The organism is Specibacter sp. NPDC078709 (genome assembly GCF_040686795.1).
GTDB lineage: Bacteria > Actinomycetota > Actinomycetes > Actinomycetales > Micrococcaceae > Specibacter.
In genome coordinates this window covers 244,708-266,842 of the sequence record NZ_JBFBLU010000006.1, presented here as the reverse complement: position 1 = coordinate 266,842, position 22,135 = coordinate 244,708, and the positions used below count along the sequence as shown (strand labels likewise).

At 62.7% G+C, this 22,135-nt stretch carries 21 protein-coding genes; 6 read left to right on the top strand and 15 right to left on the bottom strand.

The window, feature by feature from the left end:
• Nucleotides 1–160 precede the first annotated feature (160 nt).
• The gene (locus AB0P14_RS13165; RefSeq protein WP_363842885.1) at nucleotides 161–1,135 is read right to left on the bottom strand and encodes an o-succinylbenzoate synthase; all 975 of its coding nucleotides are present in this window, start codon (nucleotides 1,133–1,135) and stop codon (nucleotides 161–163) included.
• Nucleotides 1,136–1,194: 59 nt separating this feature from the next.
• On the opposite strand from AB0P14_RS13165, the gene AB0P14_RS13160 reads away from it, so the two are divergent.
• Entirely contained in the window at nucleotides 1,195–2,085 is an 891-nt protein-coding gene (locus tag AB0P14_RS13160; protein WP_363842883.1) for a phosphatase PAP2 family protein, read from the top strand.
• A 50-nt stretch (nucleotides 2,086–2,135) separates the two neighbouring features.
• Here AB0P14_RS13160 and AB0P14_RS13155 read toward each other — a convergent pair whose 3' ends face one another.
• The 5 genes from AB0P14_RS13155 to AB0P14_RS13135 all read right to left on the bottom strand — a co-directional run bounded on the left by AB0P14_RS13155 (nucleotide 2,136) and on the right by AB0P14_RS13135 (nucleotide 7,918).
• A complete protein-coding gene (locus tag AB0P14_RS13155) occupies nucleotides 2,136–3,332 on the bottom strand; it encodes an MFS transporter (RefSeq protein WP_363842880.1) in 1,197 nt (398 codons plus the stop codon).
• 127 nt (nucleotides 3,333–3,459) lie between these two features.
• Nucleotides 3,460–4,203: an MBL fold metallo-hydrolase gene (locus AB0P14_RS13150; RefSeq protein WP_363842877.1), complete on the bottom strand. Its 744-nt coding sequence runs from the start codon at nucleotides 4,201–4,203 to the stop codon at nucleotides 3,460–3,462.
• 54 nt (nucleotides 4,204–4,257) lie between these two features.
• The gene (locus AB0P14_RS13145; protein ID WP_363842874.1) at nucleotides 4,258–5,658 is read right to left on the bottom strand and encodes a dihydrolipoamide acetyltransferase family protein; all 1,401 of its coding nucleotides are present in this window, start codon (nucleotides 5,656–5,658) and stop codon (nucleotides 4,258–4,260) included.
• Nucleotides 5,655–6,725: a transketolase C-terminal domain-containing protein gene (locus AB0P14_RS13140; protein ID WP_363842871.1), complete on the bottom strand. Its 1,071-nt coding sequence runs from the start codon at nucleotides 6,723–6,725 to the stop codon at nucleotides 5,655–5,657. The genes AB0P14_RS13145 and AB0P14_RS13140 overlap by 4 nt, the downstream gene beginning before the upstream one ends.
• Complete coding sequence (locus AB0P14_RS13135; RefSeq protein WP_363842929.1) at nucleotides 6,722–7,918, bottom strand: thiamine pyrophosphate-dependent dehydrogenase E1 component subunit alpha; 1,197 nt, start codon at nucleotides 7,916–7,918, stop codon at nucleotides 6,722–6,724. Before AB0P14_RS13135 ends, AB0P14_RS13140 begins: the two co-directional genes overlap by 4 nt.
• A 269-nt stretch (nucleotides 7,919–8,187) precedes the next feature.
• Here AB0P14_RS13135 and AB0P14_RS13130 point away from each other — a divergent pair, with 269 nt between their 5' ends.
• Together AB0P14_RS13130 and AB0P14_RS13125 are read left to right on the top strand one after the other, a co-directional pair.
• A complete protein-coding gene (locus AB0P14_RS13130; RefSeq protein ID WP_363842868.1) occupies nucleotides 8,188–8,700 on the top strand; it encodes an Lrp/AsnC family transcriptional regulator in 513 nt (170 codons plus the stop codon).
• Between the two features lie 60 nt (nucleotides 8,701–8,760).
• Nucleotides 8,761–9,348, top strand: a complete 588-nt coding sequence (locus tag AB0P14_RS13125) for a hypothetical protein (protein WP_363842865.1) — start codon at nucleotides 8,761–8,763, stop codon at nucleotides 9,346–9,348.
• 92 nt (nucleotides 9,349–9,440) lie between these two features.
• On the opposite strand, the gene AB0P14_RS13120 is transcribed toward AB0P14_RS13125, so the two are convergent.
• The gene (locus AB0P14_RS13120) at nucleotides 9,441–11,057 is read right to left on the bottom strand and encodes a glycerol-3-phosphate dehydrogenase/oxidase (RefSeq protein ID WP_363842862.1); all 1,617 of its coding nucleotides are present in this window, start codon (nucleotides 11,055–11,057) and stop codon (nucleotides 9,441–9,443) included.
• Nucleotides 11,054–11,662: a TetR/AcrR family transcriptional regulator gene (locus AB0P14_RS13115; RefSeq protein ID WP_363842859.1), complete on the bottom strand. Its 609-nt coding sequence runs from the start codon at nucleotides 11,660–11,662 to the stop codon at nucleotides 11,054–11,056. The genes AB0P14_RS13120 and AB0P14_RS13115 overlap by 4 nt, the downstream gene beginning before the upstream one ends.
• Before the next feature lie 17 nt (nucleotides 11,663–11,679).
• On the opposite strand from AB0P14_RS13115, the gene AB0P14_RS13110 reads away from it, so the two are divergent.
• Nucleotides 11,680–13,395 (top strand): FAD-binding oxidoreductase, encoded by a 1,716-nt coding sequence (locus AB0P14_RS13110; protein ID WP_363842856.1) that lies wholly within the window; start codon nucleotides 11,680–11,682, stop codon nucleotides 13,393–13,395.
• Nucleotides 13,392–14,225, top strand: a complete 834-nt coding sequence (locus AB0P14_RS13105; protein WP_363842853.1) for an SDR family oxidoreductase — start codon at nucleotides 13,392–13,394, stop codon at nucleotides 14,223–14,225. The genes AB0P14_RS13110 and AB0P14_RS13105 overlap by 4 nt, the downstream gene beginning before the upstream one ends.
• A 6-nt stretch (nucleotides 14,226–14,231) precedes the next feature.
• Here AB0P14_RS13105 and AB0P14_RS13100 read toward each other — a convergent pair whose 3' ends face one another.
• From AB0P14_RS13100 to paaA, 6 genes are read right to left on the bottom strand one after another with little or no spacing between them, the layout of a single operon-like run.
• On the bottom strand, nucleotides 14,232–15,014 hold the full coding sequence (locus AB0P14_RS13100; protein WP_363842851.1) for an enoyl-CoA hydratase-related protein: 783 nt from the start codon (nucleotides 15,012–15,014) through the stop codon (nucleotides 14,232–14,234).
• A 29-nt stretch (nucleotides 15,015–15,043) separates the two neighbouring features.
• Nucleotides 15,044–16,297: a 1,2-phenylacetyl-CoA epoxidase subunit PaaE gene (paaE, locus tag AB0P14_RS13095; protein WP_363842848.1), complete on the bottom strand. Its 1,254-nt coding sequence runs from the start codon at nucleotides 16,295–16,297 to the stop codon at nucleotides 15,044–15,046.
• Entirely contained in the window at nucleotides 16,297–16,893 is a 597-nt protein-coding gene (gene paaD / locus AB0P14_RS13090; RefSeq protein ID WP_363842845.1) for a 1,2-phenylacetyl-CoA epoxidase subunit PaaD, read from the bottom strand. Before paaD ends, paaE begins: the two co-directional genes overlap by 1 nt.
• 5 nt (nucleotides 16,894–16,898) lie before the next feature.
• Nucleotides 16,899–17,798, bottom strand: coding sequence for a 1,2-phenylacetyl-CoA epoxidase subunit PaaC (gene paaC, locus AB0P14_RS13085; RefSeq protein ID WP_363842842.1), 900 nt, complete (start codon nucleotides 17,796–17,798; stop codon nucleotides 16,899–16,901).
• The gene (gene paaB / locus AB0P14_RS13080; protein ID WP_363842839.1) at nucleotides 17,795–18,154 is read right to left on the bottom strand and encodes a 1,2-phenylacetyl-CoA epoxidase subunit PaaB; all 360 of its coding nucleotides are present in this window, start codon (nucleotides 18,152–18,154) and stop codon (nucleotides 17,795–17,797) included. Before paaB ends, paaC begins: the two co-directional genes overlap by 4 nt.
• Nucleotides 18,155–18,156: 2 nt before the next feature.
• Nucleotides 18,157–19,203, bottom strand: a complete 1,047-nt coding sequence (gene paaA, locus AB0P14_RS13075) for a 1,2-phenylacetyl-CoA epoxidase subunit PaaA (RefSeq protein WP_363842836.1) — start codon at nucleotides 19,201–19,203, stop codon at nucleotides 18,157–18,159.
• 112 nt (nucleotides 19,204–19,315) lie between these two features.
• Here paaA and AB0P14_RS13070 point away from each other — a divergent pair, with 112 nt between their 5' ends.
• Nucleotides 19,316–19,936 (top strand): TetR/AcrR family transcriptional regulator, encoded by a 621-nt coding sequence (locus AB0P14_RS13070; protein ID WP_363842834.1) that lies wholly within the window; start codon nucleotides 19,316–19,318, stop codon nucleotides 19,934–19,936.
• Between the two features lie 17 nt (nucleotides 19,937–19,953).
• Here the strand turns inward: AB0P14_RS13070 and paaZ are convergent, their stop codons facing one another.
• The gene (gene paaZ / locus AB0P14_RS13065; RefSeq protein WP_363842831.1) at nucleotides 19,954–22,119 is read right to left on the bottom strand and encodes a phenylacetic acid degradation bifunctional protein PaaZ; all 2,166 of its coding nucleotides are present in this window, start codon (nucleotides 22,117–22,119) and stop codon (nucleotides 19,954–19,956) included.
• Between the last annotated feature and the right edge of the window lie 16 nt (nucleotides 22,120–22,135).

The window sequence follows — 22,135 nt, the reverse complement described above, 5'->3', positions numbered from 1 at the left end:
GTCATGCCTTGTGCCCAACGAATATCCCGCCGCTAAGGAAAACTCTTGAGAAACAAACAATGGAGATTGCGCACCGCAGTCGGACTGGGCCATATCCGCCGACTCGCGTTCCGAAGCTAGGAGGGGCTGGGTCGCGTTCCGAACCACGACGTACCAGCGGCTATAGCAGGGCGTGGCAGCGGCGCAGTCGCTCCAACCACCAATCGCGGCGCTCGGCGGGAGCGGCAAAGCGTTCCAGCAGTTCGGGATTGGCCACTACCTCGCGCGGACGCATACCCCCGTCCACGGCCACCAGGCTTGGCACGGCAATATCGCCCGCCATGAGCGATACCGTGCCCAAACCGCAAGCGTAAGGAAGTTCTGGCAGCGCTGCGGCGAGCGCCAATCCGGTGCTGATGCCCACTGAGGAATCCAGGGCCGAGCTCACCACGGCGGGCAGCCCCGCTTCGGCCACAATGTCTAACGCCCGGCGCACGCCGCCCAAGGGTGCCGCCTTGATGATCAACAGATCGGCTGCCCCGGCTCGGGCCACGGCGAGCGGGTCGGTGGCTTTGCGGACGCTTTCGTCCGCGGCGATCAGTACCGAGCCGTTTAGCGCATGTCGCACGGCGGCCATCTCGGCAATGGTGGCCACCGGCTGTTCGGCGTATTCGAGCCCGAACACGGAGAGTGCGCGCAACGCTTGCACGGCCTGCTCCACATCCCACCCACCATTGGCGTCGATACGGATCTTGGCATCTGGCAGCGCATGCCTAACGGCGCTCACCCGGGCAACGTCCTCACCGAGCGACTGTCCGGCCTCGGCTACCTTGATCTTCACCGTATGAACCGCGTCAAAAGCGCCCAGCACGGAGGGCACCTGGTCAGCGGATACGGCAGGAACGGTGGCATTGACCGGCACCCAGTCACGCACCGCCTCGGGGTGCCCAACCCAGCCAGCCTCCAAAGCCGAGGCCAACCACCTGGCCGACTCGACGTCGTCGTACTCCACAAAGGGGGAAAACTCAGCCCACCCGGCAGGGCCACAAAAGACCATCACTTCGCGCAGCGAAACGCCCCGGAATTTCACGTTCATGGGCAGGGCGACGACATGGGCGGTGGCAAGAATTTCGTCAAATGGCGGCACGGAGTACATGTTTTCACTGTACCGCGGTGGTCAGCGAGCTCCCATGAATCTGTGGGAACCTAGAGTCAATGAAAACCCACACTGCCCAGCACCGCACCGGTGGTGCCGCCCCCGGCCCTGTCCCCGCGTGGCCTTTTGTGTTTGCGGCGATCATTAGCTTGACCGGCTTCATCCTGAGCTACCGCTTCTTCGTGAACACCACCACGGGCCAACTTATTGATGAGTCCGCCTTGGTGGAGGCCGCCGTGGCGCAGGCTCGAATCGGCACCCAGGCAGCCCAAGTGTTGGACTATTTGCCTGTCACTTCCGTGGTGGTGGCCGCCGTGGTGGTCCTTTTTGTCACGCTTGCGAGGCGCCGCTGGAAGGCTGCGGGGATCGCCTTGGCCGCGATGGTTGCGGCTAATTTATCCACGCAACTGATCAAGGCTGGCCTGCCCGACCGCCCGGATCTGGGTGTCCCCACCCTGGCTCTGAATTCTCTGCCGTCGGGTCACAGCACGATAGCTGCCAGCGCCGCCGCCGCCGTGTTCCTGGTGGTCTCCCCGAGGTGGCGGCCAGCAGCGGCTTTTGTGGGTGGCAGCTACGCCATTTTGGCTGGCATCTCCACCCTGATCAACCAGTGGCACCGCCCCGCCGACGTTCTGGCCGCGTTCTTCATTGTGGCGTTCTGGACGTCGTTGGCGGCGTTGGCTATTCTGCGGACCGGGCCCCGGTGGAATGTGTGGCTGGGCTCGGATATGCACTGGGCGTCGGGCCGCGGTTGGGTTCTGACGACCGCCGTTTTGGCACTTGTTTCCGGACTCGCTGTGGCCTTGCTGCTGTGGCAATTATCAGCGCCCGAGGCCACTAGCACCACCAAATTCTTCCTTGCCGGGGTGGGCCAGATTGTGGTGGGCGGCTATGGTTTGACCGTTGCCGGAACGCTCTTGCTGACCTTGCCCGTACGACGCCGGAGCTAATGTTCTGCGCGCTGCTCGTCTTGGCGCTGGGGTTCTTAGGTCTGGGGTTCTTAGCGCTGAATCGGCTTGTTGCGGGGAACGAAATATCCTAGGACGGCAGCGGCGGCGAGTCCAAGTACGCCTGTTGCGGCGATCCCGAACGACAACGTGAGGGCCGCCGTCAGCCCAGCTAGAATTGCCGGCCCACTAGACCCGCCAAGATCGGACATGAAGCGCCACAAGCCAAGGAATTGGGCCCGTCCCTGCCGCGGTGCGTAATCGGCGCCGAGGGTCATGATGAGTCCCGATCCGATGCCGTTGCCAAATCCAATCAACAACGCCACCATCAAAAGTGCTACAGCTCCGGTGGTCAGTGGCATCAACAAGAGAGCAACACCCATAAGCGTCATGGAAGGGATAGCGACCCAGATGCGTCCCTTCTTATCCATGACCTTGCCGGCCGGATAAAAAACCAACATGTCGATGGCACCGGACAGCCCGTAGATGAGAGAGGTCGCGGCAGGGCTCAGCCCTAGGTTGTCGGCCCACAACGGCACCACCACTTGCCGGGCTGAACGCACCGCACTGACTAACAGGATCCCTACCCCCACAGTCAACAACAGCCGCCGATGCGCTGCCACCAAGGAGCCCAGCGTCGGGGCTGGTCCTGCGATCTTTTCGTATCGATCACTGACCAGATCCGGCAGCCACCAAGCCAGTGTCCCGGCTGCCGCGACGGCGACAACGGCCACCCAGTATGCTCCGGCCAACCCCACCAGGTGAATCGCCAGGGCGCCAATGAACGGCCCAGCAAAGAGCCCGATCCGCCCCACCCCGCCCAGCGTGGACATGGCCCGGGCACGCATCAACGGGGGCACGGCCTCTGTGAGGTAACTTTGTCTGGCCAAGTTGAAGACGGCCGAGGCTGCCCCGATCAGCAAAACGCCCACAGCAAAGAGCCACAAACTGGTTGCGGAAACACACAGCAGCAGCGCAACTATGCTGAGCAATGCCGCCCCGACCATGCCTCTCCGCTCGCCAAATCTGGCGGTGAGCAGGGACGCCGGAATGTTACTGGCCAGCGAACCAATACCAATCAACGCCACCACCAACGCTGCACCTGCCAGCGAAGACCCCATGTCACGGGCACTGAGCGGAATGATGGGCAGGATGGCGCCCTCGCCAATACCAAAGAGCAGCGACGGCCCGAAGGCCGGAACTGCAATGGACCAAAGGCTGAAATCTCCGGGAGGCACGGAACTTTTCACTGTCACCACTTTAGCCCTGCGCTGCTGGCACCCTGGAACACCGTCTCACTGCGGCGCTAGGCGGCAATGGCTTACATGGCGTAGCCTGGCTGACCGGATCCAACGGGCCGCACCTAACAGGCCACGCCTAAATGGCCGGGCCCAATTCCACGGTGTCGGCCAGCTCTGCGGCGAAGGCTGCAGTCACAGGCTGACCGTGGCCCGGCACCATGACCGGATACTGTTCACCCATGCCGCCAAGCGTCCGCAGCACCCCAGCCCACTGGTTCGGGAATGAACCCTCAAATTGCGGTGCGGCACCTTCTTCCAGCACGTCGCCGGCAAAGAGCACGCCTGGGGCACCCACCATGAGATCCCCGTCGGTATGACCACGCCCCAGACAGAACAACTTCACGCTGATTCCGCCCAGATCAAGCGCAACTGGTTCCTGCTCAAGCACATGCGTGGGCAGCACAATCTCTGTCCCGGGCCCGATCCCGGCAGCCATCTCAGGTTCCGGCCCAGCCACCTCTGCCCGCTGGGACTCCCCCGTCCCAGCCATGCCCCGAGCGGCGGCGGCGTGTGCCCAAAACTGGGTGCCGGCGTCGTGCGTGAAGCCTTCGTCACGGAATATGGCGTTGCCGAAGAAATGGTCCCAATGGGCGTGAGTGTTGGCCACGACGAGGGGCAGCGCAGTCAGCGTGCGCACCGCGGCAAGGATTTCGGTGGCATGGCGCGGTCCGCAGCCGGTGTCGATGAGAAGAGCCCGCTCGGTACCCACCACGAGACCGATGTTCACCAGCGCCCGAGCGGCATCGCTGGCCATCACGTAGCTTCCGCCGCCAAGGTGCCGCCACTTCTCATGCCACGGATTCGCCCGCTGATGTGTCATGCTCCGACCCTAGCCTCTCCCCAGTTAGAGTCCGCCAGATTACGGCCTGCCCGGTCATAGATCGGCCAGCACACCCGCCGGGTTTTCCATGGCATCGGCAACGAATCGCAGGAACCCCGCGGCGACGGCGCCGTCGCAGACGCGGTGGTCAAAAGCCAACGTCAGCTCGGTCATCTTGCGGACCCGCAATTCGCCATCAACCACCCACGGCTTGTCAATGATGCGCCCCAAACCCAGCATCGCGGCCTCGGGATGGTTGATGATGACGGCCGATCCGTCCACGCCGAGCACGCCGTAGTTGTTGATGGTGAAGGTCCCGCCGGACAACTCCGTGGGGCCTGCCCGTCCTGCCCGGGCCTGCGCCGCCAACTCAGCAATCGCGGCATCCAGCTCCCGCGCCGTGCGACCCTGCGAATTCCGCAACACCGGCACCATCAACCCCCGCTGAGTCTGCACCGCAAAACCTAAGTTAATGCCCGCAAAAGTGACGAGCTCATCGACGCCGTCGTGATTTTCCAGCGACATGTTCAATTCCGGAAAATTGGCCAGCCCCGCCGCAACAAATCGGGACACAAAGGCCAATACACCGGGCGCGCTTTCGCCCAGTCCGGCACGTAGTTCCAGCAGGGCCGTCGCGTCCACATCCACCCAGACCGTGGCCTCCGGAATTTCCCGCCGGCTGCGCACCAATGAGGCTGCGGCTGCTTTTTTCATGCCGCTCAGCGGAACCCGTGCTGTCACGCTCAATCCGGTGCGTTGATGGACGACGCCGGACACCTCCGCCGCGATCTCCCTCACCTCACGCGGTGCTCTCACCCCACTTTGCGGCGGGGTCCCACCGGGGGCTGGCGATCCAATCGCAGCCACCACATCCGCGCGAACGATGAGACCATCCTCGCCCGAACCGTGGATGTCCGCGAGCGCGATTCCGTTGTCGTTGGCCAGTTTCCGTACTACCGGAGAAATGACCAGCGGTGCACTCCGGGCGGTGGCGGCCAGGGATGGCCGGCGGCGACCCACACCAAACACATCGGAGGTGCCGTAGCCAATCAGCACGTTGCCCGAACCTTCCGGCTTTGCCTGCTGAGTTTCAGCGGAGGTGGACTCACTGAGGAGCTCAGGTGCAGATGCTTCAGATCCGGCTTCAGGTGCTCCCTCGGGTTCTCCCTGCCCGGGTTCTGCCTCGGGCTCTCCCTCTGATTCCGGCGCGGCAATGGTGATCAACGGTTTGCCCACCTCTAGAACGTCGCCTTGTGCCCCGTGCAAGGTTGTGACCGTTCCTTCAAAGGGTGAGGGCACCTCCACCACTGACTTGGCGGTTTCAACTTCGGCGATGGGCTGGTCAACCTCCACCTTGTCGCCGACTGCCACCAGCCAGGTCACCAGCTCTACTTCAACGAGTCCCTCGCCGAGGTCAGGAAGGAGGAATACTTGCTCAGTTGTCTGCACGCTCATGATTGCTCCCATTGCAGCCGGTCCACGGCATCGAGGATCCGGTCAACGCCGGGAAGGTAGTAGTGTTCCAGTTTCGGTGCCGGGTAGGGGACATCGAAGCCTGTCACTCGCAGCACCGGTGCCGCCAACGAATGGAAACAGCGTTCCTGAATTCCAGCCGCAATTTCTGCTGCCATCGATGCGAAACCCGGAGCTTCCGCAATGACAACGGCGCGACCAGTGGAGCGGACAGCGGCATCTATGGTCGCCTCGTCGTACGGGACCAGGGACCGGACATCAATAACCTGCAGTGACCGGCCCTCCGCGGCGGCAGTTTCCGCCGCAGCGAGCGCAGGCGCCACCGACGGTCCGTAGGCAATGAGCGTGGCATCAGTACCGGCACGGATCACGGCTGCCTGCCCAATGGTTGACGGGCCAGCATCCGCACCGCCCGTCCCGGCGGGCGAGGCATAGCGAGCCCGCAATTCATCCACGTCCACGGTGCCCTTGGAAAAATACAGTTTCTTCGGTTCCATGAACACCACGGGGTCCGGGGAGGCAATGGCATCGCGCAGCAAGATGTACGCATCGGCAATGCTCGACGGCGTCAGGACAGTCAGCCCCGGAGTCTGGACGTAGTAGCCTTCGGAAGAATCGCAGTGGTGCTCCACTCCCCCGATCCCACCTGCGTAGGGGATGCGGATGACCAATGGTAGGCGAATCCGTCCCCTGGTGCGGTTGCCCATCTTGGCCACATGGCTGGCGATCTGCTCAAAGGCTGGGTAGGCGAAGGCATCAAACTGCATCTCCACCACAGGTCTCATGCCATTGATGGCCATGCCGGTGGCCATCCCTACGATCCCTGATTCGGCCAGCGGCGTGTCAAAGCAGCGTTCCTCACCGAAGCGCTTCTGCAGCCCGTCAGTAATACGGAATACCCCTCCTAAGGTGCCCACATCTTCACCGAAAACCAGCACGGAGGCATCCGCTGCCATGGCGTCGGCCATGGCCAGGTTCAGGGCTTTGGCAAAGGTCAGCTCCTGACGCCCTGTAATTTCCGGTGCTGCGAGCGCTGGGGCGGCCGTCACGACCTCGCCGCCGATCCATATCCACCAGCAGAGGTAGTGGCAGAAGCAACCGTCGCGGCCGCCAATTCCGCTGCAAGTTGACGGCTCTGCTTGCGCAGTTGCGGCGTTGGCTCGCTATAGACAAAGCGGAAGATGTCCAGCGGATCGGGTGAGCTGGGCGCATTGAGCCCATCCCGCAGCGCTTTCGCCACACCATCCGCAGCCACAGTGAAAGCCTCCGCTTGCTCCGAACTCAACTCTCCGGCATCGGAGAGGTACTTGTGCAGGCGCTTCAAGGGATCCTTAGGCACCCACTGCGCCACCTCCTCGGCGGTGCGGTAGCGGGTGGAATCATCGGCATTGGTGTGGGCTTCCATCCGGTAGGTGTGCGCCTCGATGAGAGCCGGCCCGCCACCTTTTCGCGCCCTATCCACCGCGGCACCCAGCACGGTCAGCAGGGCAGCCAGGTCATTGCCGTCCACGCGCTCGCCGGGCATACCGTAGCCAATCGCCTTGTGGGCCAGCGACGGGGCAACGTTTTGATGGATGAGCGGGACCGAAATGGCGTACTGGTTGTTCTGGATGAGGAACACGGCAGGGACGTGGAAGACGGCGGCGAAGTTCAGGGCCTCGTGGAAGTCGCCCTCGCTGGTGGCGCCATCGCCGCACATGGCCAGCACCACGGTGTCCTCGCCGCGCAACTTAGCCGCATGCGCCACGCCCACGGCATGCAGCAATTGCGTGGCCAGAGGTGTGGTGGGCAGCGCCGTGTTGTATTCGTAGGGGTCAAAGCCGCTGTGCCAGTCGCCTCGCAGTGATTCGAAGGCTTCGTTGGCGCTCACGCCACGCCCCATGATGGCGACCGTGTCCCGGTAGCTTGCAAACAGCCAGTCGCTGCGGTCCAGAACCATCCACGCCGCCACCTGACAGGCTTCCTGCCCCAGCGACGACGGATACACGGCCATGCGTCCCTGCCGCACCAACGCACCGGCCTGCTCATTAATCCGCCGCCCGAGGACCATTCCCGCATAGCCTCGGCGCAGCGTTGCCGCATCAGGCATGGGATAACTATCTTTAAAGTTCCCAGCGTTGCGCCCCACGTCGCGACCGCGCAAGGCGCCTTCAGAGGTGACTAGTTGTACTGGATCATGCGAGGGCAGCAGGTATTCACCATGCTGGCCGGTCAGCAAGGCGGCATTGCCCGGGTGGTCCATAAATTCTGGGTGGTTCGTCATTGAACACTCCTCACAGCCGATCACAATGAATCTGAGCTCAAACAAATAATCAGCACAGTTAAATAAGATGTTCCGGTAGTTCAAGTATGGAATTTGAGACTGTTTGTCGCCAGCAATGTGCAAAACTCTGGATTCTTGCGCACAGATTCCTTACTCTGGAAGACATAACCGTGGCATGGGCGGCAGTGGCTCTCAGCTCGTCTGCCAGCCCCACCAAACTCGTCACAAGTTCCTTAAGAAGGAGGGCCATGCATTCCGAGAGTTCAGGGGCTGATAGTTCTGCCGGCCTTGATGGTGCTGGCGGCCTTGTCGATCCGAATGACGCGGTGCCACTGGATGAGATCGACCGCTTGATCATTGCCGAGCTCACGCGTGACGGGCGCATATCAGTCAGTGCGGTGGCCCAGAATGTTCACATTTCACGCGCCCACGCCTATGCCCGCATTGGGCGCCTGACGTCCTCCGGCGTCCTGAGCAGGTTCACGGCAGTCATCGATCCAGTGAAGGCCGGGCTGAAATCCAGCGCCTACGTGACGTTGAAGGTCAGCCAGCATGCGTGGCGGGAGTTGCGCGAGCAACTGCGGGCAATCCCCCAGGTGGAGCACATTGCCTTGGTCGGCGGTGATTTTGATGTCATTCTGCTGGTGCGGGCGCACGACAATCAGGGCCTGCGCCGGGTGGTCTTTGACCAGTTGCAATCCATGCCCGGCGTACTCGACACCCAGACACACCTCATTTTCGAGGACCTTGACGCCCGGTGATCTCCACCACCCGGTGACCGCCGTGAATTCTCACTGCCCCAAAGCTGAGACGATGGAGGCATGAAGAATCACCACACACTCCGGGCCGAAGCCGCCGAATCCGCCGTTGCAGGACAGGAAGCTCCGGCTGTTAGCGGGCTAGTCTTCATCGCTGCCGGTCTCGGCGCGCTGCTTTCGGCGCTAATGCTGCTTCTCGGTGCTGGGGAGCCCGCCATCATCAGCGCTCCCGTGTTCTTTCTGACACCGCTGCTTCCGGCCATTTGCGCGGCCCTGATCTGGCTGCCACTCTCCTTCAGCAAGAAAACAGGCACGGACGGAGCGGAAGCCCGCCGCCAGACCATCTCGGCGGCTGGAGTCTTGGTGATCGTGGGCGGCATCTTCTTCTTCGTCGAATGGTCAGCACGTTTTGAACTGAGCCTGTTCTTTGCACTTCTGCTCTTTGCCTGGGGCAGCCGCCTGAAGCACACGCCGTTGAAGTGGGCGGCCCTGCCCTACCTGGCCGCCGCGATTGTCCTGCGCGTCTTCGATTTTCCTGGCGAAGCTTTGCTCCTTGTAGTGCTCGGTGCGGTGACCATTGCGTGGCCCTTCGTAGCCCGCCGCCGTCCAGCGGCAACTTCGCGCACAACAGCGGGGCAGATTCCGGCTTAGGCTAGCGCTTGTGAATCGGCCGGGACAAGGAACTTCACGGCCCTGGGCAGGACTTCTAACAGAGTGGGCAACGTTGCCACCGGAAACGGCGCTCACTTACTCGTTCCTTCGGCAGCAGTCATAGACGCTGCGAGCACTAAAATATCCGCTGCCGGCCCCAAGGCCCGCTGTGCGTCCGCAGAAACGAAGGCCAGCCGGGTTCGTCGCTCCAGTAGATCTTCGACGCTACTTGCCCCTTCCGCCAGTACCGCGAACAGCAATTCCGCGCCGGTGACTGCCGCCCCCTCGAACAGGGGCTCAGCAAGCTGCGGGTTTTTCAGTCCAAGCGCCTGTACGGCGGTGGCTTCGGTGCCGTATTTCGCCACCAGCCGGGCCGGGGCGTCAATCTTGCTGAGCACCTTCGCAGACGCGGACCCCACCAGCGGCAAGGTCTTGGTCCGGCAGGGTGCACTCACCCCAAGGCGAGCAGTCACGGCGTCGACCGCGTCTTGAGCCATGCGCCGGTAGGTGGTCATCTTCCCGCCCACCACTGTGATGGGCTGGCCAGGAACGTCCCGGACCAGGTGCCGCCTGGAAATATCGGCGGTTTCATCCCCTGCGTGCGCAACTCGCACGAGCGGCCGAAGTCCCGCAAATGAACCAACTACGTCATCGCGCGTCAGGGGTAGCGCCAAGGTGGTGTTGACAATGTCAAGGAGGAAGTCGACGTCGTGCTCTGGAACTTCGGGATGGTGCCCGTCCGCCGTTTGGTCCTCCTCGTCGGTGAGCCCAATGTAAACAACACCGTCTGGTTGCGGCAGCACAAAAACGTAGCGGCCAAAGTGTCCCGGCACGGCGACTGTGTGCGCGGCGTGAGGATTGCCCAGCCGTTCGGCCCGAACCACCAGGTGCGTGCCGCGGCTGGGTGTAACGCTTAGCTGCGGTTCGAAATCGGTGGTCCAAACACCCGTGGCATTCACAACTACCCGGGCCCGGATGGACACCGGCGCTCCGGTCCTGGCATCGAGCGCGTCAACAGTCTCCGCCGTCAGTGCCGTGGCCTTCACATCACGCAGAATGTGCGCGCCCAGCCCGGCGGCGGTCCGGGCGATGCCGATCACCAGCCGGGCATCGTCCACCACCTGCCCGTCCCAATACAAATAGCCACGGCGCAACGCCTCCTCATTCAAACCCGGCACCATGGCACCGACTGCCTGACGGGACAACAGCTGCGGGCGCGGCAGCACAGCGCTGCCCAGTCCTGAGAACCTGCGCAGCACGTCATAAATGACCACGCCAGCACCGGCCGCTAGGCCTTCCCATGCGGGTGCCGTGCGGGCATCGGGGATAACGAAGGCGAGTGGATGCACCAGATGCGGGGCAATCTTGCTCATGAGCCAGCGCCGCTCAACAGCAGACTCCCATGCGACAGAGAAGTCCATTTTTGCGAGATAGCGCAGGCCTCCGTGGATGAGCTTGGAACTGTATCCGCTGGTTCCGGAGGCCAGATCACCACTCTCAATCAGCGCAACGCTCAGGCCCCGGCTCACGGCATCCAAGGCAACCCCCACCCCGGTGATGCCACCTCCCACCACAGCAACATCCACTGTGTGTTCTGCCAAATACTCCAGAGATCGCTGGCGGGTGAGGTCACTGATCCACGCGGGGTTCTGCGGAGCTTGCTTGGCCACTCGTTTGGCTGCTTGTTTGGCTGGGTTTTCCATGGTCATGCCTTTTCCTCACCAGCGGCAGCGTGTTGCGGCGTGAGATAGCGTTCAAGCATTTTCTTCAGCTCAGTCAGGGAGTCATCGAAGGTGCCCATTTTCAGCAGCACCCGTGAGGACAGCGCCACACCCTGCACGGCGAGCAGCAGAGTAGTTGCAGTTCCTGGCGCAGACTCAACGCTGCCGTCGGCGGAACCGGTATCCAGCAGCGCCTGCAGCTGCTCAAGGATGAGCTGCTGGCTGGCCCCGAATCTGTCGGTCACATAGGGGATCAGGAATTCAGGGTCGCGTTCGGCGATGGACCCCAGCAGTTCCGAGGTGGCAAATACGCGCACGCTCTCCACGGCGAAGTGCACCAGCTGCTCCCGTGTAGTGCCAGTCGGTGTTTCGCTCAGCACGGTGCCGGTGTAGGAGCGGAACTCCTGGGTCAGAGCCGCCAGCACGGCATTCTCAACTGACCCCATGCGGCGATAAAACGTCATACGGGAAATGCCGGCTCGTTCGGCAATGTCATTGGCCGTGGTACGCCTGACACCGTGGAGCACCACGGAGTCCCGGATGGCGGTGAGCAGCTTTTCGTCAGCTTGCAGGATGGTACGTTGTGACGTCATGTGTCACACTGTATCTCATGGTGACACATCTCACAGAAGAAATTTCCCCGTCAGTTTGGTACGGCTGGGGAGACCCTGCCCGCGCAAAGCCGCTGGGTCCCGGCGCGCTAGAATTTCTGCGCAGCACCCTTGGACTGGCCAGCGTCGCACCCGTCCACCCACCCGTTGATTTAGCCGAGGTGCGCGTGGGCCCAGCGTCCCTGCGCGAAACCGTGCTGGCCGAACTCCGCGCCATCACCGGCGCCGAACACGTCGCGATTGATGCAACTGAACGGATTCTCCACGCCGGCGGAAAGAGCACCCCTGATCTGCTGCGCCGACGTGCCGGGGATGCCTTGGACGCACCCGACGCAGTCATTTTTCCCGGCACCGCCGAGGAGGTACGGGAAATCCTGGCTGTGTGTGTGGAACGAAAACTGGCAGTGGTGACTTTCGGTGGCGGCACGTCGGTGGTCGGCGGGGTGGAGCCGTTGCGCGGAGGCTTTGATGGCATCATCACCCTTGACATGCGGCGCATGAACCGGCTACTTCACCTTGACCCACTGTCCCGCACGGCAAGCTTCGAAGCTGGCATCAGGGGCCCGGCCATCGAAGCCGCACTTGCCCCGCATGGGCTGACACTGGGACATTTCCCGCAAAGCCACCAAGAGGCAACGTTGGGCGGCTATGTCGCTACGCGATCCTCCGGCCAGTCCTCCACCGGTTACGGCCGCTCTGACGAACTGGTCAAGTCTGCACACCTCGAAACCCCCATGGGACCCTTCGATGCCGGATCCCTCGCGCCCGGCACAGCTGCAGGGCCCAAGCTGCTGGACGTCGTGGTTGGCAGTGAAGGCACGCTCGGAGTCATCACCAGCGCAACACTCAAGGTGTCCCCGGCCCCGGCAGAGAAGGTATACGGGGCATGGTCCTTCCCGTCATTTGCGGCAGGGACGGAGGCCCTGCGCCAGCTCAGGCATCACGGCGTCCGCGGCGATATGCCGCATGTGTGCCGTTTGAGCGACACGGATGAAACGGCGTCGACCTTCAAGCTGGGCGGATGGAAGACCGGAGCCCTATCCCGCTACCTCTCGGTCCGCGGTCAAAAAACTCCGACCCTTGCCCTCTTCGTCTGGGAAGGGCCGGCCCCTCAGATCCGGGCCCGGCGGAGGCGCAGTGCCCGGATCCTGCGCAGGGCAGGTGGTGTCCCACTGGGGTCCCTGCCCGGAAAATCCTGGGAGCACGGACGGTTCAGCGGCCCCTACCTGCGCGATGAATTACTGACTCGGGGTGTCTACGTGGAGACCCTTGAAACGGCCGCTACATGGAGCCGCTTGGAGGAAACGTACCGCACTGTTCGCCAGTCGATCCTCGATGCACTTGGGGAACATGGCGCGGCAGCGTTCGTGCAAACACACATCTCGCACGTCTACCCCGACGGCGCGTCTTTGTACTTCACGTTCCTCTCGGGACTGGAAAAGGACGGGCTTGCCCAAAACGCCCGGGTCAAGGACGCCGCCTCCCGTGCCATCGTCGCGGCCGGCGCCACCATCACCCACCACCACGCCGTGGGAGTCGATCATGCCCCCTACCTGAACGCCGAAATCGGTGACCTCGGCATCACGATCCTGACGTCCATCAAGAACGCACTAGATCCCGAGGGCATCATGAACCCGGGCAAGCTCATCCCGAAGCAACCGTCGGTCCCCACTACTCATCCCACCACTCTTGCTGACACTAAGGAGCGCCCATGAACGCCACCATCGAGTCCCTGTCCAATGCCACCGTCCTGATCACCGGGGCCGCCATGGGAATGGGCAAAATGTACGCGCATCTTGCCGTGCAAGACCATGCCGCGCATGTCATCCTGTGGGATATCAACGCCGAACTTCTGGCGGCGGCTGTTGCCGAGCTGAGCGGTAAGGGATCGGTGATCCACAGCTACGTGGTGGATGTCAGCAAGCTCGAAGACATCGAGGCCGCTGCCGAAAAGGTCCGTGCAGAGGTCGGCACCCCGGACATCCTCATCAACAATGCCGGGATTGTGCGTGGCAAGTACTTTTGGGAACACGATCAGCGCAGCGACATTGCCGCCACCATGGCCATCAACGCGCTGGCGTTGATGCACATTACCCGCGAGTTCCTGCCGGCCATGATCGACGGCGGCCGGACATCGCGGATCGTCAACGTGGCCTCGGCCGCCGGGCTGCTCGCCAATCCACGGATGAGTGTTTATTCGTCCTCGAAATGGGCGGCGATCGGCTGGAGCGACTCCCTGCGGCTGGAGTTGAAGCAGGCTGGCCACCACCACATTAAGGTGACCACGTTCTGCCCCTCGTATATCAAGACGGGCATGTTTGAAGGGGCTCGCGGCCCGCTCATGACCCCGCTGATGGAACCAGCCGCCGTCACCGAACGCGTGTGGCGGGCCATGAAGGAAGGCACGCCGATGCTCATGATGCCGTGGACGGTGAAACTGAGCACCGCCCTGCGCGGAATCCTGCCCATCGCGGCTTGGGATGTGGTGGCCGGGCGCGTTTTTGGCGTCTACAAGTCCATGGAACACTTCACCGGCCGGAAGTAACGGGGCCTAGCTGCCCGTAAAGTCGGGCTTCCGTTTGGCCGTGAACGCAGCGAATCCTTCTGCGTAATCGGCCGTTGCAGACAGGGCAATTTGTGCCTCGTTTTCAAGTACGACGGCGTCCCACAGTCCCAGCCGCTTCTCACGTATCTGTGCAACGAGGGTTGTGCTGGCGTTGAAGGCTTGCGTGGGCCCGGCGGCAGCTTTCGCTGCCGCGGCCCGTGTGAAGTCCAGCAGTTCCGCGGCCGGTTTGGCCCGGCTGAACAAACCGGCCGCCACGGCGTCCGCACCGCTGATGAGTTCAGAGGTGTAGATCAGGTCCAGGGTGCGGTGCGATCCCAGCATTTCGGTGAATAACCAGTGCCCGCCGGAATCCAACGTGGCTCCGAGGTTGCCGAAGGGCGAGCCAAACTTGGCATTTTCAGCCACATAGACCACATCTGTGGCGATCAACAGTCCCAGCCCCACACCGAGGCAAGCACCTTGTGCCGCCGCAAAAGTGGGGGCCGGAAACGCTGCCATCTTCTGCAACAACGGAGCCAACAAATCCTCCAAGTAACGGCGGGCATCGTCGTTGGCGCCGTCAACCCCCGCAATGTCGCGGCCGGCGCAGAATGCCCGTCCCTCTCCGCGAATGAGCAGCGCCCGGACGGTGCCCGCGGCGACGGCGGCAGCAGCGGCGTCGTACTTTTCGCTGAGCTCCACCAGGGCAGCCTCATCCAGAGCATTGAGTTTGTAGGGTGCGTTCAGGATAATCTCGGCGACGGAATCGGCGATGGTTAGCTCGATCATGGTGGCTCCTTGGCGGGCTCGGGGCGGGGTCAGGCGTCGTAATCGACGGTGACCTCATCCGTGGTGGGGTGCGATTGGCAGCTCAGGATGTAGCCGGCGGCGAGTTCCTCCGGTTCCAGTGCGTAGTTTTCGTCCATGGTGACTTCTCCGGAAATCAGCTTGGTCCGGCAGGTGCCGCAGACGCCGCCGGCGCAGGCGAACGGGACGTCGGGGCGCAGCCGCAAGGCCGCGTTGAGGATGGATTCGCGGGCGTGGATAGGGCTGAGAACTTCGGTGGTGCGGCCGTCGAGGGTGAACGTTATTGTGCGGTTTTCCCGGGATTCTTCGATTCTGACTGGGCGCCCATGCTGGCCTGCCGGACGGTCCGGGCGGCCAGTGGTGAACAGCTCGAAACGGATGTTCTCACGGGGGACGCCGCGTTGTTCCAGCACGTCGCGGCACAACTGAACTAGCTCGAAGGGACCACAGAGGAACCATTCAACAACGTCCTCGGCATGGATAGCCTTGTCGAAAAGAGCAACCAGCTTGCTGGCATCGAGGCGACCACTGAGCAGCGGGGCAATGCGCTCTTCGCGGGACAGCACATGATGGACGGCCAGACGGCGCGGGTAGCGATCCTTCAAATCAGCCAATTCCTCCAGAAACATGATGTCCATGGTGCCCTTGTTCACGTAGAGAAGATCCAGGGAGGTTTCAGGCGCAGCTGAGCCATCTGGGGCGCTTGGGCTGCCGGAGCCGGCGCCTGAGCTGCCAGCCAGCAACGACGCGGCCAGCGCCATCACCGGGGTGATGCCCGAGCCTGCGGCAATAGCCACAAAATGTCCGTTTCTTCCAGCCAGCTGCTGCGGGTGATTCATGCTCGTGAGCACGTTCTGTGCGGGACCGGAAGCGGTTGCGGAATGCCGGGATACGAACGCGCCGCTGGGACTCATGACGTCCAGAACCCCGCCGGGCCCCAATTCTGAGGTAGCCCAGGTGGAGAACTCGCCGCCGAGGTCGCGTTTGATGGCGATTTTCAGCTCGGAACTGCCATCCGGGAACTGGATGGGCAAGGCACACAGGGAGTAACTGCGCCGTAGCTCCCGCAGCACGCCCGCAGCATCGGGCATCCGGGCCCGCAGCGCCACGTACTGTCCCGGCAGATAATCGTAGAACCCGGCCAGCTGCGCGGGCACGGCGAAGGTTACCTCAACGGCGTCGTGCGTCAATTGCCGCACATGTGACACCGTCAGCTGGTGGAACGCTGCCCGGCGGCGGGCAGTCGCAGAGACCGGGGCCCTCATCAGAGCACCTTGAAATAGTCGAAGGGTTCCCGGCAGTCGCCGCAAACATACAGGGCCTTGCACGATGTTGATCCGAATCGGCTCAGTTCCCGGGTATTCAGCGATTGGCAGTGCGGGCATTTAACCTGCAGGGCCAGCCGGACCGGGCCACTGTGCCCACCGGCCGGCGAACTGCCGGTGGGCGGCGCGATGCCAAATGCAACGAGCTTGTCCCGGCCCGGTTCGCTGATCCAATCGGTGGTCCAGGCCGGCGCCAGCACGGTCACGATTTCAACATCCCACGGGCCATCTCCGGCACAGGTGGGCGCAAAAGTGCTGCGGGCAAAGGCGCTGCGCAGATCGGCCCGAATGGTGTCCATCGCCGGGCAGCCGGAATAAGTGGGGGTGATGGTGACGCGTACGGTGCCTCCGGTGTCCCCGTTATTCCTTGGGCGCGGGGTTGGGAGCACGCGGACCTCTCGCAGGATGCCCAGATCGGCAATGGTCAGTACCGGCAGTTCCGGATCGAGCACCGCCGCGGCAACCTCCCATGCTCGCTCGGTCAGGGGCGCGACGCTGCCGGTCCGGTGTTGAGTGGATGCTTTCATTTCGCTCATGCCGCTCACCAGCTCGCCCCAGGATATTCGCGCGCCAAGACCTGCATTTCGGCCAGCAGATAGCCCAAATGTTCCGAATGCCGCCCCTGCCGGCCGCCGCCGGTGGCCATGGGCAGCGCCGCCACGTTGAGCCCGGCTTCCGCCAGAGTCGCCGCGGTGGCCCGCTCAAAATCAGCCTTCAAACGAGAAGGTACGACGGCGGCGTCCCCGGCTTCCGCTATGAGCGGCCAGTCGCAGAACAACTCGCCAACAAACGGCCACATGATGGCCAGCCCCGCTTCCATCCGTCGCCGTGATTCTGCTGTTCCGCCGGCCAGTCGCAGAACCCATTGGGTGCTGTGGTCCAGGTGGTAGTCCACTTCCTTCACGGCTTTTGCCGCGATCGCGGCCAGTGTGGGGTCGCTCGAGCGAGTCAGTGCGCCGTACAGCAGAAATTGATAGTTGGCGGCGATGAATTGGCGGGCGATCGTGACGGCGAAGTCACCGTTGGGCTGCTCGAAAAGGTGCGCCGAGCGGAATTCAGACTCGCGGCGGAAATACGCCAGATCATCCTCGGTTTTCCCCCAGGCTGCCCCCGCATAACTAAGGAATGAACGGGCATGCCCCAGCTGGTCCAGAGCGATGTTGCCCAGCGCCACGTCTTCTTCCAGTTCAGGACCTCGGGAAATCCAGTGGCCCAGACGCTGAGCCAAGATCAGCGCATCGTCGCCCAGACACAGCGCATAGTTGGCCACCTCGGCGCTGGGGATGGAGGTTCCGTCGGCGGCCGCCCTAGCAATATCTTCGGGGCGCAAGGCATTTCCTGGGGTGATCCTGGTGGCCGACGCGGAACTATCACCCTGCGAATAAGGAGTGGGATTGCGGTGTTGAGCTGGCGAAGGCTGGGAGCCGGCGGATGGGGTCATAGGTGTTTCACCCCTTCGCTCTTGGTGTAATACGTGGCGTGGCGATAGTCCTTGCCCTGCGGAGATTCAAAGAAGGACCCTTTAGCGTCGGGGTCGGACGCCGCGATGGCATCGGAGGGAACCACCCAAAGGGAAACCCCTTCATTGCGCCGTGTGTAGAGGTCGCGGGCATTGCGCAGTGCCATGGTGGCATCCGGCGCATGCAGTGACCCTGCATGGACGTGGCTCAGCCCGCGATTTGAGCGCACGAACACCTCCCATAAAGACCAGCCCGGGGCGGCCGGGTTGGGAACCGTGGGAGCAGGCGCGGTACTTTCAGCAGACACGTTTTCAGCGGACGATTCGGCAGAGTTCATAGCTAGGCCGCCACCTTCCCCGCATGCACGGCTTGTTTGGCAGCGTAGGCTGCGGCGGCCTCGCGAACCCAGGCTCCGTCGTCGTGCGCGGCGCGGCGACGCTCCATTCGTTGGGCATTGCAGGGCCCTTGTCCGGCCAGAACCTCCTTGAACTCGACCCAATCAAGGGGCCTGTGCTCCCACTTCCCTGTGTCGGGATTGAGCCGCACCAAAGGATCAGGCAGCTGCAGCCCAAGCACTCCTGCTTGCTCGACGAGCATGCCCACGAAACGGGACCGGAGCTCATCGTTGCCGAAACGCTTGATGTTCCATGCCATCGACTGGCTGGAATTGGGCGAATCGCCGTCGGGCGGCCCGAACATCATCAGCGACGGCGCGTACCAACGGTTGACCGCGTCCTGTGCCATGGCCTTTTGACCCGGCGTGCCGTGGGAGAGCTCCAAGAGGATTTCAAAACCCTGCCGCTGATGGAACGATTCCTCCTTGCAAATGCGCACCATGGCCCTCGCATACGGCCCATAAGAGGCTCGGCACAGCGGCACCTGATTGGTAATAGCGGCCCCATCCACCATCCAGCCAATGGCCCCCATGTCTGCCCAGCTCACCGCCGGATAGTTGAAAATTGAAGAGTACCGGGCCTTGCCCTCAATGAGCTGCGCCATCATGGTGTCCCGGTCAATACCCAGCGTTTCCGTGGCCGAATACAGGTAGAGCCCATGCCCGGCCTCATCCTGGACCTTGGCCATCAGGATGGCTTTGCGCTTCAGACTAGGGGCGCGCGTGATCCAATTGGCCTCCGGCTGCATCCCAATAATCTCGGAATGGGCGTGCTGGGACATTTGCCGAATCAGTGCATGCCGATAGTCTCCGGGCATCCAGTCTGTGGGCTCAATCCGTGAATCCCTCGCGATGACCGCAGCAAAGTTTGCCTCGCCGGCTGCTGTATCTTCGGCTGCAGCATGGTCGGCGGTGCCGACGGCCGAGCGGCTTTCGACTCTGCCGTTCTGCCCGGAGTTCATCCGTTGGGGCTCGCTTAGTTCTCTCGTCATGGCGTCTCCTTTGACAGGCCACTTACGGTCCACTTTAATTACCGACCGTTCGTTCAGGATATAATGCTGTGAAATCGTCGTCAATGAATCCACCAGGGAAGGGGCAGCACACATGTCCACCACCGCAGCACCATCCACTGCCACAAAGCGCGGCCGCCCGGGGCACGACCAAGCCTCGGTGCTACGCACTTCCGTGGAAGTTTTCAACAAACACGGCTATGAGGCGGCGTCCATGGGTCTGTTGGCGCAGGCGTTGGGGATCTCAAAATCTGCCATTTACCACCATGTTCCCTCGAAAGAGGAGCTGCTGCGTCTGGCACTTGAAGAAGCCCTGGGTGGTTTAGAAGGAGTCTTGTTACTGGATGGTGCCCGCTCAGGCGCTCCCAACGAGCGGCTGGAATTTGTGCTGAGAGGCATGGTTGGTGTGCTCGTGGACCGTTTGCCCTTTGTCACCTTGCTGCTGCGGTTGCGCGGAAACACTGAGATGGAACGTGAGGCGATGAATCGTCGCCGCGCCTTTGACCGCACCATCACAGCCCTCGTGACAGAGGCGCAACAGGCGGGCACCCTGCGAACTGACATCGCCGCCGGAACCATTACACGGCTACTCTTTGGCACCATCAACTCGATTGTGGAGTGGTACAAACCAGGCGGTCACCTCTCGGCAAAGAAGCTGGCCGACGACGTCCTGGTCCTGTCGTTTCAGGGACTACTCGGGTCAGGGACTGCTTAGATCAGGGACTACTTAGATCAGGGACTACTTAGATAGAGCGTCTCCACCTTCTCCACGAGCGTGAGCACATCGTAGCTCGCCACAATGTCACCGCGTTGATTGTGCAGCACCGCGTCCCAGCACACTTCACCATATTCATCAGTGACGCGTGGCGTGATGGCCTTGGCTGTCAGCATCACGCGCAGTGAATCGCCGGCCGCGACAGGCGTGAGAAACCTCAGATTCTCCAAGCCGTAGTTGGCCAAAACCGGTCCCGGCGCAGGCTCCACAAACAGCCCCGCCGCCCAGGAAACCAAGAGATAGCCGTGGGCAACTATGCCGGGAAAGAAAGGATTGCGAGCTGCGGCAACCGCATCCGTGTGAGCATAGAAGTTGTCCCCGGTGCTCTGCGCGAACGCCGTAATGTCTTCGAGCGTGACGAGCCGCAGCCCGGACGCGAACGCATCCCCAGCGCGTAATTCCGCAAGCGATTTCCGGAATGGGTGGACAGCATCCGCCTCACCACCAAATTCAGGATCTCCGGCGATCACTCGATCCGCCCCTGCGTGCCACACTCCAGTCACGGCCGTGAGCATATTCGGCGAACCCTGAACGGCAGTTCGCTGCATATGATGCTTGATAGCCCGCACACCGCCGAGCTCCTCACCACCTCCGGCCCGCCCCGGCCCACCGTGGATAAGATGCGGCACCGGTGCACCATGCCCCGTTGAGCTTCGCGCATCCTCCCGATTGAGTACTAGAACTCGGCCGTGGTGAGCGGCAATCCCCGAGACCACCTGCCGGGCAAAGTTGGGGTCATTCGTGCAGACTGTGGCCACAAGGGACCCGGCCCCCAGCGCGGCGAGCCGCACCGCATTGGCGGAACCGCCGTCGTCCGCTAAATAGCCAAGCACGCCGCACACCGGCCCAAAAGCCTCCAGAGTGTGGGCGGCGGGCGCCTCAGAGTCAGCCCAGTCCAGCAGCACCGGAGACATAAACGCACCATGTTCGACGGCGCCCACGGACCCATCTGCGCGCCTCACCGCCGGCGCGTCGAGCGATCCGATGGCCAGCGAGCCGCCTTCGGCCACCATCGTTTCGACAGCTGCGCGGACCGAATCCAGCTGTTCCAGGGAGGCGAGCGCACCCATGGTGACGCCCTCGGCGCGTGGATCACCGATCACCACCCGCTCGCCGAGCCGGGCTCCAATGGCGTCAATGACGGCGGATTTGAGTCCTTCCGGAACGATGGCACGGCGCACTGCAGTGCACTTTTGCCCCGCCTTGACGGTCATTTCCGTCACGACAGATTTAATGAAGGCGTCAAACTCGGGCGTGCCCGGGACAGCATCGGGGCCCAAAATGGCGGCGTTGAGCGAGTCAGTCTCCGCCATGAATCGCACCCCCTCGCCCAACTGCGTTCTCAGTTGCTGCGCGGTGCTGGCCGAGCCTGTGAAGGACACCATGTCGCGGTAGTCCAGGAGCCCCAACAGTCCCCTTCCGGATCCGGAGACCAGTTGCAGTGCGCCAGCAGGCAAAATGCCGGATTCGATCATGAGCCGGGCTGCAGCCTCGGCGAGCACCATGGTGGGGGTGGCGGGTTTGACGATGCTGGGCACACCGGCAATGAAGGCCGGGGCAAATTTTTCCAGCATTCCCCAGACGGGAAAGTTAAAGGCATTGATCTGCACGGCTACGCCCGGAATCCGGGTAAAAATGTGCTCGCCCATGAACGACCCGTCTTTGCTGAGCACCTCCACGGGCCCCTCCACAATGACGTTGGTGTTGGGCAGTTCGCGCCGGCCCTTGGAGGAAAACGTGAACAGCACCCCAATGCCTCCGTCAATGTCCACCATGGAGTCGATCTTCGTGGCGCCGGTTTGCGCGGAGAGTGCGTACAGCTCCTCCCTGTGGCCGTTCAGATAAGTGGCCAGATCGCGCAGCTTCAGGGCACGTTCGTGGATAGTCAGGCGTCCAAGCTCCGCCTGTCCCACTGTTCGCCCATGATCGACGGCGGCACTCAGCTCCGGGCCGTCGGCGCTGACCCGCGCAGTCACCTCACCCGTGCTGGCGTCACGCAACTGGCGCACCGCAACAGGCGCCGCAGATCGCACGGAGAGGGGTCCGCCGTCATCCTCCTCCGGCGTCCACCACGCATCCTGAACATAGCTGGGGATAAAATCTGCGGTCCTGGCGGCGTTCATGGTGCCATCCTTTCCA